This window comes from Pseudorhodoferax sp. (genome assembly GCF_047601025.1).
Taxonomy (GTDB): domain Bacteria; phylum Pseudomonadota; class Gammaproteobacteria; order Burkholderiales; family Burkholderiaceae_C; genus Pseudorhodoferax.
In genome coordinates this window covers 2,761,500-2,777,859 of sequence record NZ_JASGJZ010000001.1, presented here as the reverse complement: position 1 = coordinate 2,777,859, position 16,360 = coordinate 2,761,500, and the positions used below count along the sequence as shown (strand labels likewise).

Genomic DNA, 16,360 nt, shown 5'->3' with positions numbered 1-16,360 from the left:
GCCGGGATGGCTTCAGGCGGACTGGCGTCAGCCGGGATGGCCTTGGCCGGACTGGCGTCAGCGGGACTGGCTTCAGACGAACTGGCTCCAAGCAGACTGGCCTTATACGCAACAGCTTCGAACGGACCGGCTTTGGCCGGCCGCAGCGTCTTCATCCAGCCCGGCGCCGGAACACCAGGCGGTCCGGCTCCGAGGCCTGCTCGTCGTAGGCGTAGCCCTCCAGGTCGAAGCTCCGGAGCCCGGCCGGCGTGGCCACGCGGTGGCGGATCGCATGGCGCGCCATCAGGCCGCGCGCACGCTTGGCGAAGAAGCTGACGACCTTGTAGCGGCCCCCTTTGTACTCCTCGAACTGGCATTCGACCACCCGCGCGCGCAAGGCCTTGCGGTCCACGGCCTTGAAATACTCCTGCGAGGCCAGGTTCACGACGACGGGCTGGCGGTCGCCGGCCAGCTCGCCGTCCAGGTATTCGGCGATGTGGCTGCCCCAGTACTGGTACAGGTTGGCGCCGTGCGGGGTCGCGAGCGCCGTGCCCATCTCCAGCCGGTAGGGCTGCATGCGGTCCAGCGGGCGCAGCACGCCGTACAGGCCCGAGAGGATGCGCAGGTGCCGCTGCGCCCACTGCAGGTCGGCGGCCGACAGGCTGCGCGCGTCCAGGCCGCCGTAGACGTCGCCGTCGAAGGCCAGCACGGCCTGGCGCGCGTTACGAGCCGTGGCGCGGGGGCTCCAGGCCTGGTAGCGCGCCACGTTCAGCGCGGCCAGCCGGTCGGACAGGTGCATCAGATCGGCGATCTGCTGCGGCGACTGCCCGCGCAGCACCTCGATCAGCGCGCGCGCCTGCGCGGGAAACAGCAGGCCGGTGTGCGGCAGGTCGTCGGCGACGGGGGTCTCGTAGTCCAGGGACTTGGCGGGGGACAGCAGGAACAGCATGCGCGCGGGCGAAAACGAAGCCGGAAATTATCCGGCAGGCCGTTCACGCCAGTCCCAGCAGCCGCATCGCGTTGCCCTTGAGCAGCCCGGGCATCACCTCGGGCTTGAACCCTGCCTCCTCCGAATCCTTGAGCCAGCGGTCCGGCGAGATCAGCGGCCAGTCGCTGGCGAACAGCACGCGGTCCTTCAGCAGCGAGTTGGCGTACTGCACCAGTTGCTTGGGGAAGTACCTGGGGCTCCAGCCCGACAGGTCGATCCACACGTTGGGCTTGTGCGTGGCCACCGACAGCGCCTCGTCCTGCCACGGGAAGCTCGGGTGCGCCATGACGATCTGCATGTCCGGGAAGTCGATCGCCACGTCGTCCAGGTGCATCGGGTTGCTGTACTCCAGCCGCAGGCCGCCGCCGCAGCGCATGCCCGAGCCGATGCCGCTGTGGCCGGTGTGGAAGATGGCCGGCAGCCGGTGCTCGGCGATCACCTCGTAGATCGGCCAGGCCATGCGGTCGTAGGGGTGGAAGCCCTGCACCGTCGGGTGGAACTTGAAGCCCTTGACGCCGTGCTCCTCGACCAGCCGGCGTGCCTCGCGCGCGCCCATCTTGCCCTTGTGCGGGTCGATGCTGGCGAAGGCGATCATGATGTCGGAGTTCTTCTGCGCGGCCTCGGCGATCTCCTCGTTCGGGATGCGGCGGCGGCCCAGGTTGGACTCGCTGTCCACGCCGAACATCACGAAGCCGATGCGGCGCTCGCGGTAGTAGTCGATGCTCTCCTGGATGGTCGGCCGGCGGCTGGAGCGGAAGTACTTGTCGGCGGCACGGTCGTACTCCTCGCCGTAGCTGTCGAAAGGGTTCCAGCAACTCACCTCGGCATGGGTGTGGGTGTCGATGGCGATCAGGTTGGTGCAGTCCACGCAGGTCTCCGGTCTAGGGAAAGTACTAGGGATCAAGCCGCGCCGGGCGTCTTGATTTGGTTATTTTTCATAACCATAATCGATCCACCTTCAGGACGCAATCATGACCTATCCCGACCTCTCCCTCGAACGCCAGGACGACATCGCCATCGTGCGGCTGGAACGTGCCGCCAAGCGCAACGCGCTGAACGACGGCCTGATCCTGGCGCTGCGCGACACCTTCCAGAACCTGCCCGAGGGCGTGCGCGCCGTGGTGGTGGACGGCGCCGGCGAGCACTTCTGCGCGGGGCTGGACCTGTCCGAGCTGACCGAGCGCGACGCCGGCCAGGGCCTGATGCATTCGCGCATGTGGCACCAGGCGCTGGACGGCCTGCAGTTCGGCCCGGTGCCGGTGGTCGCGGCGCTGCACGGCGCGGTGGTCGGCGGCGGGCTGGAGCTGGCCTGCGCCTGCCACATCCGCGTGGCCGACAGCACCACCTTCTACGCGCTGCCCGAGGGCTCGCGCGGCATCTTCGTCGGCGGCGGCGGCTCGGTGCGCATCCCCAAGCTGGTCGGCGTGGCGCGCATGACCGACATGATGATGACCGGCCGCGTCTACAAGGCCGAGGAAGGCGAGCGCGCCGGCTTCGCGCAGTACCTGGTGCCCGCGGGCCAGGCGACGGCCAAGGCGGTGGAGCTGGCCAGGCGCATCGCCGGCAACGCGCCGCTGACCAACTACGCGCTGATGCACGCGCTGCCGCGCATCGCCGAGCAGCCGGCCGACCACGGCCTGTTCACCGAGGCGCTGATGGCCGGCATCGCGCAGAACGCACCGGCCGCCAAGGAACGCCTGCGCGACTTCCTGGAAGGCCGCGCCGCCAAGGTTTCCAGGGACTGACGACACCCCCCACCTTTTCCGGAGGAAGACATGACGCAACCGAACCAGGCCGCCGCCGGCGGCCCGGGCGCTGCTGCGCCCCGCTACCGGCCGATGGCCTACGGCGTCACGCGCGGCGTGCTGCGCCAGGGCGCCGACGACGTGCGCTACCTGACGGCCGACCGCCCGCTGCCGCACTACGCGCACTGCATGAACGACCGCCTGGTGCACTGGGCCGCCGTGGCGCCTGAGCGCACCTTCATGGCCCAGCGCGAGCGCCTGGCCGACGGCAGCCGCGGCGACTGGATCCGCCTGGGCTACGGCGAGTTCCTGGCCAGGGCCCGCGCGATCGCCCAGGCGCTGCTGCAGCATGGCCTGTCGGACGAGCGGCCCGTCGCCATCCTGGCCGAGAACGGCCTGGACCATGCGCTGGTGGCCTTTGGCTGCCTGCTGATCGGCGTGCCGCACTGCCCGGTGTCCACGCCCTACGCGCTGGTCAGCAAGGACTACGACAAGCTGCGCCACGTGATGCGGACGCTGACGCCGGGCCTGGTGTTCGCGGCCGACGCGCGCTTCGGCCCCGCCATCGCCGCCACCGTGCCGGCCGACGTGCCGGTGGTGCTGGGCGCGGGCAGCCTGCCGGACCGCGCCACCATCGCGCTGGCCGAGCTGCTGGCGACCCCGCCCACGCAGGCGGTGGACCAGGCCATGCACCGCGTGCACCCCGGCACGATCACCAAGTTCCTGTTCACCTCGGGCTCGACCAAGAACCCCAAGGCGGTCGTCAACACGCACCGCATGTGGTGCGCCAACCAGCAGCAGCTGCGCTCGGGCATCCCGGTCCTCGCGGAGCGGCTGGAGGACGGCTGCGGCCCGGTGCTGGTGGACTGGCTGCCCTGGAACCACACCTTCGGCGGCAACCACAACGTGGGCATCGTGCTGGACAACGGCGGCACGCTGTACATCGACGAGGGCAAGCCGACGCCGGCCGGCATCGCCGAAACGCTGCGCAACCTGCGCGAGATCGCGCCGACGATCTACTTCAACGTGCCGACCGGCTTCGAGGCCATCGCCGACGCGATGGAGACCGACGCGGTGCTGCGCCGCAACCTGCTGTCGCGCTGCCGGCTGTTCTACTACGCCGGCGCCGCGCTGCCGCAGGCCGTGTGGGACAAGCTGTACCGCGTGGCCGAGGCCGAGGTCGGCGAGCGCATCGTGATGGGCACCGGCCTGGGCATGACCGAATCGGCCCCGTTCGCGCTGTGCGTGACGCGCCCGGACGTGGTGACCGGCGAGCTGGGCCTGCCGGCGCTGGGGCTGGAGGTCAAGCTGGTGCCGGCCGATGGCAAGACCGAGGTGCGCTACCGCGGCCCCAACATCACGCCGGGCTACTGGCGCCTGCCCGAGGAGACGCACGAAGCCTTCGACGAGGAAGGCTTCTTCTGCAGCGGCGACGCGGTGGAGTGGATCGACCCGCAGGACATCCACCTGGGCCTGCGCTTCGACGGCCGCATCGCCGAGGACTTCAAGCTCGCCACCGGCACCTTCGTCAGCGTGGGCCCGCTGCGCGCCAAGGTCACCGGCTTCGGCGCGCCCTACGTGCAGGACGTGGTGCTGACCGGCCTGAACCTGAAGGAGGTCGGCGCGCTGATCTTCCCGACCCAGGCGGTGCGCGAGCTGGCCGGCCTGCCGGCCGCGGCGCCGCAGGCCGAGGTGCTGGCGCACCCGGAGGTGCAGGCGCACTTCCAGCGCGTGGTCGACCGCCTGGCGGCCGACGCCACCGGCAGCGCCAACCGCATCGCGCGCGCCGTGCTGGTGGCCGAGCCGCCGTCCATCGACCTGGGCGAGGTGACCGACAAGGGCTCGATCAACCAGCGCGCCGTGCTCAAGCACCGCGCCGCCGTGGTCGAGGCCCTGCACGCCGGCACGCTGCCGCACATCCTGCAACCGCAGTTCGTCTGACACCCACAAGGAACGACACATGAAGATCGAAGGACAGGCCGCCCTCGTGACCGGCGGCGCATCGGGCCTGGGCGAGGCCACCGCGCGCGAACTGGCGCGCCTGGGCGCCAGGGTCGCCGTGCTGGACCGCAACCTGGCGCAGGCGCAGCAGGTCGCGGCCGGCATCGGCGGCATCGCCTGCGCCTGCGACATCACGGACGCCGCCAGCGTCGAGGCCGCGCTGGCCGCCGCCGAGGCCGCGCACGGCCCGGCCCGCATCCTGATGAACGTAGCCGGCATCGGCTCGGCCAAGCGCGTCGTCGGCAAGGACGGCCGGGCCGCGCCGCTGGAGGACTTCGCCCGCGTGATCACCGTCAACCTGGTCGGCACCTACAACATGAGCCGGCTGTTCGCGGCCCGCTGCGCCGCGCTGGAACCGCTGGACGGCGGCGAGCGCGGCGTGATGATGTTCACCGCCTCCGTGGCGGCCTTCGACGGCCAGGTCGGCCAGCAGGCCTACAGCGCCTCCAAGGGCGGGCTGGTCGGCATGACGCTGCCGATGGCGCGCGACCTCGCGCAGCACGGCATCCGCGTCTGCACGGTGGCGCCCGGCATCTTCGCCACGCCGCTGCTGCTGGAGCTGCCGGAGGCGGTGCAGGCCTCGCTGGCGGCCTCCATCCCGTTCCCGCCGCGGCTGGGCAAGCCGTCGGAATTCGCCGAGCTGGCCTGCCACATCGTCACCAACGGCCACCTGAACGGCGAAGTGATCCGCCTGGACGGCGCCCTGCGCATGGCGCCGCGCTGACCCCTTTTCCCCCGATCCATCCCCCGGAGACACCCCATGCAACACCGTCGCCATTTCCTGCAGACCCTGGGCAGCGCCGCCGCCCTGGGCGCCCTGTCCCCGCTGTCCGCGCTCGCCCAGGCGCTGGACCAGGTCAAGATCATGTACGGCTTTCCGGCCGGCAGCGCCGGCGACAGCGTGGCCCGCCGCGTGGCCGAGAAGCTGGGCGGCACGCCCTACAGCAAGAACCCCGGCTACGTGGAGAACAAGGCCGGCGCCGGCGGCCGCATCGCGGTGGAGAGCCTGAAGGCTTCGCCGGCCGACGGCTCGGTGCTGGCGCTGGCGCCGGTGTCGGCGCTGGCCGTCTACCCCTACATCTATCCCAAGCTCAGCTACAAGCCCGAGGAGGTGACCCAGGTCTCCATCGGCGCCATCATGTTCCACGGCCTGGCGGTGGGCCCGGCCGTGCCGGCCGAGGTCAGGACGCTGAAGGATTTCCTGGCCTGGGCCAAGGCCAACCCGGACCGCGCCAGCTACGGCACGCCGGGCGCCGGCTCGATGCCGCACCTGCTGGGCGCGCTGCTGGGCATCCGCTCCGGCGTGGACCTCAAGCACGTGCCCTACCGCGGCACCGTGCCCAGCATCACGGACCTCGTGGGCGGCCAGATCGCCGCCGCGGTGAACCCCAGCGGCGACTACCTGCAGTACATGAAGAACGGCCGCGTGCGCGTGCTGGCGACCTCGGGCCGGCGCCGCTCGCCGTTCCTGCCGGACGTGCCGACCTTCACCGAGCTGGGCTTTCCCGACGTAACCTCCGAGGAATGGTTCGGCTTCTACGCGCCGGCCCGCACGCCGGCCGCCACCATCGCCACGGCCAACGCCGCCATCACCGCCGCGCTGAAGGACAAGACCGTGATCGACTCGCTGGCCATCGTCGGCCTGCTCGCGCACGGCAGCACGCCGCAGGAGATGGCGGCCGACCAGAAGGCCGAGTACGAGCGCTGGGGCCCGCTGGTCAAGCAGATCGGCTTCACGGCCGAGTCCTGAACGCGCCGCCGGAGGAGGAGACGACATGACGATGAAGACAAGCCTCGCGGCCCTGGCGCCGGCGCTGCTGCTGGCCGCCTGCGGCGGCTCGGACGACGGGCTGCCCCAGCTGTCGGCGGCCCAGCCGGCCACGCTGCGGTCCTGCGCCGACCTGGCCGGCCGGATCGCGTTCGCCGACACCACCATCACCGGCGCCGAGGAAGTGGCCGCCGGCACCCTCACGGTGGCCGGCCGCGGCGTGGCCGCCCACTGCCGCGTGACCGGCCGCATGTTCGAGCGCATCGGCGCCGTGGACGGGCAGCCCTACGCGATCGGCTTCGAGATGCGCCTGCCGGTGGACTGGAACGGCCGCTTCTTCTACCAGGCCAACGGCGGGCTGGACGGCAGCGTCGGCACCGCCAGCGGCGGCATCGGCGGCGGCGGTCCGCTCAGCAACGCGCTGGACAAGGGCTTCGCCGTGCTGAGCTCGGACGCCGGCCACGCCGGCAGCCTGGGCCCGTTCTTCGGCCTGGACCCGCAGGCCCGGCTGGACTACGGTTACCAGGCCGTGGGCAAGCTCACGCCGATGGCCAAGAGCGCGATCCAGGCCGCCTACGGCAAGGCGCCGGACCGCTCCTACCTGGGCGGCTGCTCCAACGGCGGCCGCCACGCGATGGTCGCCGCCGCGCGCTACGCCGACCAGTACGACGGCATCCTCGCCGGCAACCCCGGCACGCGCCTGCCGCGGGCGGCGATCGCCAACATCGCCGGCGCCCAGGCCTACGCGGCCCTGGCCACCACCGCCGGCGACCCGGCGACCGGCTTCACGCTGGCCGAGCGCCGGCTGGTGGCGCAGGCCGTGCTCGCCCGCTGCGACGCGCTGGACGGCGTCGCCGACGGCCTGGTGCAGGACAACGCCGCCTGCCAGGCCGCGTTCGATCTGGCGCGCGACGTGCCGACCTGCAGCGGCGCGCGCGACGGCAGCTGCCTGAGCGCGGCCCAGAAGAGCACGATCGCCGCGCTGTTCAGCGGCGCGACCACCGGCACGGGCGAGAAGATCTACGCCAGCTTCCCGTACGACGCCGGCCTGGACACCGGCGGCTGGGCGGCCTGGAAGTTCAGCAACTCGCTGAACCTGGACAGCGGCGCCGTCGCCTTCGTCTGGCAGGTGCCGCCGGCGGCCCGCGCCGGCTTCGACGGCCCGGCCTTCGCCCTGGCCGGCAGCGTGGACGACATGCTGGCCAAGGTGCAGGCCACCAGCGACCTCTACACCGAAAGCGCGCTGTCGTTCATGCTGCCGCCGGACTATGGCCGGCTGCCGGCGCTGAAGCAGCGCGGCGCCAAGCTGATGGTCTACCACGGCACGGCCGACCCGATCTTCTCCAGCGACGACACGCTCGACTGGTACCGCACGCTGCAGCGCAACAACCTGGACGACGCCAGCAGCTTCGCGCGGCTGTACCTCGTGCCCGGCATGAACCACTGCAGCGGCGGCCCGTCCACCGACCAGTTCGACATGCTGGCGGCGCTGGTGGACTGGGTCGAGCAAGGCCGGGCGCCGGACCGCGTGATCGCCGGCGCGCGCGGCGCCGGCAATGCCGGCGGGGCCAACGCCGACGTGCCGGCCGACTGGGCGGCCGACCGCACCCGGCCGCTGTGCCCATACCCGCTGGTCGCCCGCTACGACGGCAGCGGCGACCCCGAACGCGCGTCCAGCTTCCGCTGCCGCTGATCCTCCTCCTTCCCGCCCACCTCCTGCCGCACGCCGATGGACTACCGCCCCCGCCCCGACGACACCCTGTTCCTGCTGCGCGACGTGCTCGGCGCGGGCGCGCAGCTGCGCCGGCTGCCGCCGTTCGGCGAGGTGGACGACGCGCTGCTGGCCCAGGTGCTGGAGGAGGCCGGCCGCTTCGTGGCCGAGGTCATCGCGCCGCTGAACCGCCCCGGCGACGAGGCCGGCTGCCGCTGGGAGGCCGGCGCAGTGGCCACGCCGCCGGGCTTCGCGGCCGCCTACCGCGCGTTCCGCGAAGCCGGCTGGCCGGCGCTGTCGGCCGACCCGGAGCACGGCGGCCAGGGCCTGCCGGCGGTGCTGGAGGCGGTGCTGTACGAGTGGATGGCGGGCGCCAACCACGCCTTCCTGATGGCGCCGGGCCTGCTGCACGGCGCCTACGACTGCCTGCGCCACCACGGCAGCGCCGAGCTCCAGGCCCGCTACCTCGGCCGGCTCGCCAGCGGCGAATGGCTGCCGACGATGGCGCTGACCGAGCCCCAGGCCGGCAGCGACCTGGGCCTGGTGCGCACGCGCGCCGTGCCGCAGGCCGACGGCAGCCTGCGCGTGGACGGCGGCAAGATCTTCATCTCCGCCGGCGAGCACGACCTGACCGAGAACATCGTGCACCTGGTGCTGTGCCGGCTGCCGGACGCCGCGCCCGGCCCCAAGGGCCTGTCGCTGGCGCTGGTGCCCAAGGTGCTGCCCGACGGCCGCCGCAACGCGGTGGCCTGCGAGCGCGTCGAGCAGAAGATGGGCCTGCACGGCAGCCCGACCTGCGCGATGCGCTTCGACGGCGCCACCGGCTGGCTGGTCGGCGAGCCGCACCGCGGCCTGGCGGCGATGTTCGTGATGATGAACGCCGCGCGCATGCAGGTCGCGCTGCAGGGCATCGGCCACCTGGATGCCGCCTGGCAGCAGGCCGACGCCTACGCGGCCGAGCGCCGGCAGATGCGCGCGCCCGGCGCCAGCGGCGGCGCGCCCAGCGCCATCGCCGAGCACCCGGCCATCGCCCGCATCCTGGACACCCAGCGCGGCTGGGTCGACGGCGCGCGCCTGCTCGCCTACCGCACCGGCGTGCTGCTGGACGTGGCGCGCCATGCCGGCGACGCCCAGGCCCGCGACCGGGCGCAGCGCTGGTGCGCGCTGGTCACGCCGGTGCTCAAGGCCGCCTGCACACAGCAGGGCTTCGACGGCGCCAGCGCCTGCCTGCAGGTCTTCGGCGGGCATGGCTACATCCGCGAATGGGGCGTGGAGCAGCACCTGCGCGACGTGCGCGTGGCCATGCTCTACGAGGGCACGAACGAGATCCAGGCCATCGACCTGCTGGTGCGCAAGATCCTGCCCGACCGCGGCGCCGGCTTCTCGGCCGTGCTGCTGGAGCTGCGCGACGAGCTGGACGCCGCGCGCGAAGCCGACGCCGACGCCCAGCGCCGGCTGGCCCAGCTGCGCTACCTGGCCACCAGCGTGGCCGCCGCCGCGCCGGCGCGCGCGGCCCTGCCCTACGAGGTGGCCGACGACTTCCTGCGCACGGCCATGCTGGCGCTGACGGCCTGGGCCTGGGCCCGGATCGAGGCCGTGGCCGGCGGCGACCCGCGCTGGACGCGGCCGGCCGCCACCTGGCGCCGCCACGCGCTGCCCGAGTTCGACATGCGCCTGGCCATGGTCAAGCGCGCCTGCCAGGAAGCGGCGGGCGCCCCGCCCGGCTGAGGAACAATCGGGCGCCATGCCGCGCGCCCGTTCTCCCCTGCCCGCCCCCGCCGAGCCGCTGCCGGCCCCCGAGACGCTGGACACCAGCGTGCTGGAAGGCCTGGTCGGCTACAACGCGCGCCGCGCCGCGATCGCGATCGGCAACGTGTTCTTCGAGCGCATGGCGCCCTACGGCCTGAAGCAGCCCGACTTCTCGGTGCTGGCGCTGCTGGCGCACAACCCGGGCGCCACCTCGCGCCAGCTGTGCGCCACGCTGGACATCCTGCCGCCGAACTTCGTGAGCCTGATCGCCGCGCTGGACCGGCGCGGCCTGATCGAGCGCCGCCCGCACCCGCGCGACCGCCGCGCCGTCGGCCTGCACCTGACCGAGGCCGGCCGCGCGCTGGCGGCCGAGACCGAGAAGATCGTGATCGAGATGGAGAACGAGCTCGCCGGCCGCCTGACCGGGCGCGAGCGCGCCACGCTGCAGCGGCTGCTGCAGAAGTTCTACCTGGGCCGGGGCGAAGAACGCCCGGAACGGGGACGGACGCCCGCCTAAAATCGCCGCCTTCGCCTTCCCGCCCGCGGCGCCGCCCCGGCGCCGCCTCCCGTCTGGATTCCCCATGAGCGACACCCCCGAGCAACCGGGCCTGGCCGGCCTGTCCAAGTCCTTCGAACCCGCCGCCATCGAGGCCCGCTGGGGCCCCGAATGGGAGCGCCGCGGCTACGGCGCCGCCGGCGTGCGCGGCACGGGCGCGCCGCAGGCGGACGCGCCGGCGTTCGCGATCCAGTTGCCGCCGCCGAACGTGACCGGCACGCTGCACATGGGCCATGCGTTCAACCAGACCATCATGGACGCGCTGACGCGCTACCACCGCATGCGAGGCTTCAACACGGCCTGGGTGCCCGGCACGGACCACGCCGGCATCGCCACGCAGATCGTCGTGGAGCGCCAGCTGCAGGAGCAGGGCATCGGCCGCCACGACCTGGGCCGCCGCGACTTCGTGGCCAAGGTGTGGGAGTGGAAGCAGCACTCGGGCAACACCATCACCACGCAGATGCGCCGCATGGGCGACAGCGTGGACTGGAGCCGCGAGTACTTCACGATGGACGACAAGCTGTCCCGGGTCGTGACCGAGACCTTCGTGCGGCTGTACCGGCAGGGCCTGGTCTACCGCGGCAAGCGGCTGGTCAACTGGGACCCCAAGCTGCAGTCCGCGGTGTCGGACCTGGAGGTCGAGAGCGAGGAGCGGGACGGCTCGCTCTGGCACATCGCCTACCCGCTGACCGATGGTTCCGGCAGCCTGACGGTGGCGACCACGCGGCCCGAGACCATGCTCGGCGACGTGGCCGTGATGGTGCACCCCGAGGACGAGCGCTACCGGCACCTGGTCGGCCGGACCGTCACGCTGCCGCTGGTGGGCCGCGAGATCCCGGTCATCGCCGACGAGTACGTGGACAAGGCCTTCGGCACCGGCGTGGTCAAGGTCACGCCCGCGCACGACGTGAACGACTATGCCGTCGGCCAGCGCCACGGCCTGCCGATGCTCAGCGTGCTGACGCTGCAGGCGACCGTCAACGACGCGGCGCCCGAGAAATACCGCGGCATGGACCGATTCGCCGCGCGCAAGGCCATCGTGGCCGACCTGCAGGCCAGCGGCGCGCTGGTCGAGACGAAGAAGCACAGGCTCACGGTGCCCGTCTGCACCCGCACCGGCGAGATCGTCGAGCCGATGCTGACGGACCAGTGGTTCGTCGCCATGACCAAGGTGTCCGAGCAGGATCCGACCGGCAAGAGCATCGCCCAGAAGGCGATCGACGCCGTCAAGAGCGGCCAGGTGCGCTTCGTGCCCGAGAACTGGGTCAACACCTACGACCAGTGGATGAACAACATCCAAGACTGGTGCATCAGCCGCCAGCTCTGGTGGGGCCACCAGATCCCGGCCTGGTATGACGAGGACGGCAACGTGTACGTGGCCCGCAGCGAGGCCGAGGCCCAGGCGCAGGCGCCCGGCAGGACGCTGCGCCGCGACGAGGACGTGCTGGACACCTGGTACTCCTCGGCGCTGGTGCCCTTCAGCACCATGGGCTGGCCGGAGCAGACCGACGCGCCGACCGACGACTACAACCTGTACCTGCCCTCCACCGTGCTGGTGACGGGCTACGACATCATCTTCTTCTGGGTCGCCCGGATGATCATGATGACGACGCACTTCACCGGCCGCGTGCCGTTCCGCCACGTCTACATCCACGGCCTGGTGCGCGACGCGCAGGGCAAGAAGATGAGCAAGTCCGAGGGCAACGTGCTCGACCCGGTGGACCTGATCGACGGCATCGCGCTCGGCCCGCTGCTGGACAAGCGCACCACCGGCCTGCGCCGGCCCGAGACCGCGCCGCAGGTGCGCAAGAACACCGAGAAGGAGTTTCCCGAGGGCATCCCGGCCTACGGGGCCGACGCGCTGCGCTTCACCTTCGCGGCGCTGGCGTCCCTGGGCCGCAGCATCAACTTCGACAGCAAGCGCTGCGAGGGCTACCGCAACTTCTGCAACAAGCTCTGGAATGCCACGCGCTTCGTGCTGATGCACTGCGAAGGGCGCGACTGCGGCCTGGCGGCGCACGCCGAGGAGATGCACCGCTCCCCGGCCGACCGCTGGATCGCCTCCAGGCTGCAGCAGGTGCAGGCCGAGATCGCCCGGAGCTTCGCCGACTACCGGCTGGACAACGTGGCCAACGCGCTCTACGACTTCGTCTGGAACGAGTTCTGCGATTGGTACCTGGAGATCGCCAAGGTGCAGATCCAGCATGGCGGCGCGGCCGAACAGCGCGCCACGCGCCACACGCTGATCCGCACGCTGGAGGCCATCCTGCGGCTGGCGCACCCGGTCATCCCGTTCATCACGGAGGAGCTGTGGCAGAAGGTCGCCCCCGTCGCCGGGCTGGCCGGCCCGTCGGTCAGCGTGGCCGCATACCCCGAGGCCCGGCCCGACGGGGTCGACGAGGCCGCCCTGGCCCACGTGGCGCGGCTCAAGAGCGTGGTCGACGCCTGCCGCACCCTGCGCGGCGAGATGAACGTCTCCCCCGCCACGCGGCTGCCGCTGTACGTGGCCGGCGACGCCGCGTTCATGCGCGCGGCCGCGCCCGTGCTGCAGGCGCTGGGCAAGCTCAGCGAGGTCAGGGTCTTCGACGACGAGGCCGCCTGGCAGGCCGCCGCCCAGGCAGCGCCGGTGGCCGTGGTCGGCGAGGCCCGGCTGGCGCTGCACGTGGAGATCGACGTCGCGGCCGAGAAGACGCGCCTGTCCAAGGAGGTCGCGCGTATCGAGGCCGAACTCGCCAAGGCGCAGGGCAAGCTGTCCAATGCTGCCTTCACCGCCAAAGCGCCGCCGGCGGTGATCGAGCAGGAACGCACGCGCGTGGCCGATTTCTCCGCCACGTTACAGCGGCTTCACACCCAGCTTGTACGATTGGGTTGATACGGGCGGACCGCGCTGGATGGCATACGTGTTGCTTGAACGCCGGTACGCTGCTTCCCTGTGATCCATTGTCAGAAAGAGAGCATCCGGCCCATCATGTCCAGTTACCAGAAGACCGTCCACAAAGCCGTTTTCCCCGTCGCCGGCCTCGGCACCCGCTTCCTGCCGGCCACCAAGGCCCAGCCCAAGGAAATGCTGCCGGTGGTGGACAAGCCGCTGATCCAGTACGCCGTGGAAGAGGCCTATGCGGCCGGCATCCGCCAGATGATCTTCGTGACGGGCCGCAACAAGCGGGCCATCGAGGACCATTTCGACACCGCCTACGAACTGGAGGCCGAACTGGAGGCCGCCGGCAAGGAGGAACTGCTGGCGCTGGTGCGCAGCGTCGCGCCGGAAGACATGAACTGCTCCTTCGTGCGCCAGCCGCGCTCGCTGGGCCTGGGCCATGCCGTGCTGTGCGCCGAGCACCTGGTCGGCAACGAACCCTTCGGCGTGCTGCTGGCCGACGACCTGATGATCGGCCCGTCCGGCGGCAAGCCGGTGCTGGCGCAGATGACCGAGGCGTTCGGCCGCCTGGGCACGTCGCTGCTGGCGGTGCAGGAAGTGCCGCTGGAGCACGTGCGCCGCTACGGCATCGTCGCCGGCGAACCGGTCAAGCACATCGAGGGCGGCCGGCTGACGCGCGTAAGCCACATGGTCGAGAAGCCGGCGCCGGAGGACGCGCCCTCGCGCATGGGCGTGGCCGGCCGCTACATCCTCACACCGGCCGTGTTCAGCCATATCCGCAACCAGCCGCGCGGCGCCGGCGGCGAGATCCAGCTGACCGACGGCATCGCCGGCCTGCTGGCCACCGAGATCGTCCATGCCTTCCTGTACGAAGGCAAGCGCTTCGACTGCGGCAGCAAGCAGGGCTTCCTGGAAGCCACGGTGGAACTGGCGCTGCAGCACCCGGAAGTCAGCACCGGCTTCCGCGACTACCTCAAGACGCTGAAGGTCTGACCCCCGGCGCGCCAGCCTCAGCGCCGGCGCAGCACGTGGATGAATTCGCTGCCCACGGTCTCCTGCCTGACCAGTTCGTTGCCGGTCTGCCGGGCGAAGGCCTGGAAGTCGCGCAGCGAGCCGGCATCGGTGGCCACCACCTTCAGCAGCTGGCCGCTGTGCAGTTCGCCCAGCGCCTTCTTCGCCCGCAGGATCGGCAGCGGACAGTTCAGGCCACGGGTATCGATTTCCTTGTCGATGCTCAATCCGGTATCCATGGGTTCCTCGGTCAAGGTTCCAGGTATCGCGGCGTGATGCCGCGTGCGCGCAGCCACTCGGCCAGCGCCTGGCCGGTGCCGGCGCGCCAGCATTTCACGTCCTGCGGCGCGAACAGCTTGTAGTCCACCAGCTCGGGCGACAGCCGCACCTCGCCTTCGCAGACGGCGTGGTAGACGATGATCACCTGGTTCATGCGCTGGAAGTCGTAGACGCCGACCAGGTGCAGCGACGTGGCTTCCAGCGCCGTTTCCTCCTGGATCTCGCGCCTGATGCCGTCCTGCGGCGACTCGCCGGCCTCCATGAAGCCGGTGATCAGCGCGTACATCCGGTTCGTCCAGGCCGCGTTGCGGGCCAGCAGCACCCGGCCCTGGTATTCGACGATGGCGGCCAGCACCGGCGTGGGGTTGTTCCAGTGCGTGTAGCCGCAGGCCGGACAGCGCAGGCGTTCCTTGTCACCACCGTCCTCGGCCTGGGTGATCCACTGCAGCGGCGCGGCGCAGGCCGGGCAGAACCGGAAACCGTGGTCGCTCATGCCGGGAAGACGCCGGTGGACAGGTAGCGGTCGCCACGGTCGCAGACCACGAACACGATGGTCGCGTTCTCGACCTGCGCAGCGATCTGCTGCGCGACCCAGCAGGCGCCGGCCGCCGAGATGCCGGCGAAGATGCCCTCCTCACGCGCCAGCCGCCGGCACATCTCCTCGGCGTCGTCCTGCGCCACATAGACCAGTTCGTCGACCAGCGAAGCGTCGTAGATCGTCGGCAGGTATTCCTGCGGCCACTTGCGGATGCCCGGGATGCGCGAGCCCTCGCTGGGCTGCGCGCCGACCACGCGGACGGCCGGGTTCCGCTCCTTCAGGTAGCGCGCCACGCCGGTGATCGTGCCGGTCGTGCCCATGGCGCTGACGAAGTGCGTGATGCGGCCGGCAGTGGCGTCCCACAGCTCCGGACCGGTGGTCTCGTAGTGCACGCGCGGGTTGTCGGGGTTGGCGAACTGGTCGAGCACCCGGCCCTTGCCGTCGCGCTGCATCTGCTCGGCCAGGTCGCGCGCGTACTCCATGCCGCCGCTCTTGGGCGTCAGCAGCAGTTCCGCGCCGAAGGCCTTCATGGTCTGCGCGCGCTCGACAGACAGGTCCTCCGGCATGATCAGCAGCATGCGGTAGCCCTTGATCGCCGACGCCATCGCCAGCGCGATGCCGGTATTGCCCGACGTGGCCTCGATCAGCGTGTCGCCGGGCTTGATGTCGCCGCGCTCCTCGGCGCGCCGGATCATCGACACGGCCGGCCGGTCCTTGACCGAGCCGGCCGGGTTGTTGCCCTCGAGCTTGCCGAGGACCACGTTGCCGCGCGCGCCGTTCTCGGCCGCGCCGATGCGCTGCAGGGCGATGAGCGGCGTGCGGCCGATGGTGTCTTCGATCGTCGGGTAGTCCATGGTGGCACTGTGCCATAATTTCCGGCTCCCTTTGCATGCCATGGCCGGGTGGTTCCTGGCAAGCAACGGCAGGTAGCTGAAGTAGCATCGCGTCATGCCCGAGTGGTGAAATTGGTAGACGCAGGGGACTCAGACCAAATTTGAGCCCTCCGGGGGAAACCCCGGAGGTGAAGCCCGTCAAACTCGGTGAAGGCCCTGGACGCGAGTCCGAGCTAACGCCGAGCCAAGCCCTGGCGCCGCAAGGCTCCTCGGAAGGTGTAGAGAGCAGACGGCGGGCACCTAAGGCCGCAAGGCGATGGTGAA

General features: G+C 71.4%; 14 protein-coding genes. 9 read left to right on the top strand and 5 right to left on the bottom strand.

Annotated features, from left to right (window positions below; translation table 11 throughout):
* Window positions 1–151 precede the first annotated feature (151 nt).
* Both yaaA and QM782_RS13145 read right to left on the bottom strand, forming a co-directional pair.
* Window positions 152–928: a peroxide stress protein YaaA gene (yaaA, locus tag QM782_RS13150; RefSeq protein ID WP_415203354.1), complete on the bottom strand. Its 777-nt coding sequence runs from the start codon at window positions 926–928 to the stop codon at window positions 152–154.
* 43 nt (window positions 929–971) lie between these two features.
* Entirely contained in the window at window positions 972–1,835 is an 864-nt protein-coding gene (locus QM782_RS13145) for an amidohydrolase family protein (RefSeq protein WP_415203353.1), read from the bottom strand.
* A 103-nt stretch (window positions 1,836–1,938) separates the two neighbouring features.
* On the opposite strand from QM782_RS13145, the gene QM782_RS13140 reads away from it, so the two are divergent.
* From QM782_RS13140 to galU, 9 genes are all read left to right on the top strand, one after another.
* A complete protein-coding gene (locus QM782_RS13140) occupies window positions 1,939–2,712 on the top strand; it encodes a crotonase/enoyl-CoA hydratase family protein (RefSeq protein WP_415203352.1) in 774 nt (257 codons plus the stop codon).
* A 30-nt stretch (window positions 2,713–2,742) separates the two neighbouring features.
* On the top strand, window positions 2,743–4,653 hold the full coding sequence (locus QM782_RS13135) for a feruloyl-CoA synthase (RefSeq protein ID WP_415203351.1): 1,911 nt from the start codon (window positions 2,743–2,745) through the stop codon (window positions 4,651–4,653).
* Window positions 4,654–4,672: 19 nt separating this feature from the next.
* Window positions 4,673–5,437 carry an SDR family NAD(P)-dependent oxidoreductase gene (locus QM782_RS13130; RefSeq protein ID WP_415203350.1) on the top strand — a complete coding sequence of 255 codons (765 nt, stop codon included), beginning with the start codon at window positions 4,673–4,675 and terminating at the stop codon, window positions 5,435–5,437.
* Window positions 5,438–5,473: 36 nt separating this feature from the next.
* On the top strand, window positions 5,474–6,463 hold the full coding sequence (locus QM782_RS13125) for a tripartite tricarboxylate transporter substrate-binding protein (RefSeq protein WP_415203349.1): 990 nt from the start codon (window positions 5,474–5,476) through the stop codon (window positions 6,461–6,463).
* Window positions 6,464–6,494: 31 nt separating this feature from the next.
* The gene (locus QM782_RS13120; RefSeq protein ID WP_415205645.1) at window positions 6,495–8,174 is read left to right on the top strand and encodes a tannase/feruloyl esterase family alpha/beta hydrolase; all 1,680 of its coding nucleotides are present in this window, start codon (window positions 6,495–6,497) and stop codon (window positions 8,172–8,174) included.
* A gap of 36 nt (window positions 8,175–8,210) precedes the next feature.
* On the top strand, window positions 8,211–9,920 hold the full coding sequence (locus tag QM782_RS13115) for an acyl-CoA dehydrogenase family protein (protein WP_415203348.1): 1,710 nt from the start codon (window positions 8,211–8,213) through the stop codon (window positions 9,918–9,920).
* 16 nt (window positions 9,921–9,936) lie between these two features.
* Window positions 9,937–10,458 (top strand): MarR family winged helix-turn-helix transcriptional regulator, encoded by a 522-nt coding sequence (locus tag QM782_RS13110; RefSeq protein ID WP_415203347.1) that lies wholly within the window; start codon window positions 9,937–9,939, stop codon window positions 10,456–10,458.
* Window positions 10,459–10,522: 64 nt separating this feature from the next.
* The gene (locus QM782_RS13105; RefSeq protein ID WP_415203346.1) at window positions 10,523–13,369 is read left to right on the top strand and encodes a valine--tRNA ligase; all 2,847 of its coding nucleotides are present in this window, start codon (window positions 10,523–10,525) and stop codon (window positions 13,367–13,369) included.
* A 96-nt stretch (window positions 13,370–13,465) separates the two neighbouring features.
* Window positions 13,466–14,368 (top strand): UTP--glucose-1-phosphate uridylyltransferase GalU, encoded by a 903-nt coding sequence (gene galU, locus QM782_RS13100; protein WP_415203345.1) that lies wholly within the window; start codon window positions 13,466–13,468, stop codon window positions 14,366–14,368.
* A gap of 17 nt (window positions 14,369–14,385) precedes the next feature.
* Here the strand turns inward: galU and QM782_RS13095 are convergent, their stop codons facing one another.
* The 3 genes from QM782_RS13095 to cysM are packed head-to-tail and all read right to left on the bottom strand — an operon-like array spanning window position 14,386 to window position 16,057.
* Window positions 14,386–14,625, bottom strand: coding sequence for a sulfurtransferase TusA family protein (locus QM782_RS13095; RefSeq protein ID WP_415203344.1), 240 nt, complete (start codon window positions 14,623–14,625; stop codon window positions 14,386–14,388).
* Window positions 14,626–14,636: 11 nt separating this feature from the next.
* On the bottom strand, window positions 14,637–15,158 hold the full coding sequence (locus tag QM782_RS13090) for an NUDIX hydrolase (protein ID WP_415203343.1): 522 nt from the start codon (window positions 15,156–15,158) through the stop codon (window positions 14,637–14,639).
* On the bottom strand, window positions 15,155–16,057 hold the full coding sequence (gene cysM, locus QM782_RS13085; RefSeq protein WP_415203342.1) for a cysteine synthase CysM: 903 nt from the start codon (window positions 16,055–16,057) through the stop codon (window positions 15,155–15,157). The genes QM782_RS13090 and cysM overlap by 4 nt, the downstream gene beginning before the upstream one ends.
* Between the last annotated feature and the right edge of the window lie 303 nt (window positions 16,058–16,360).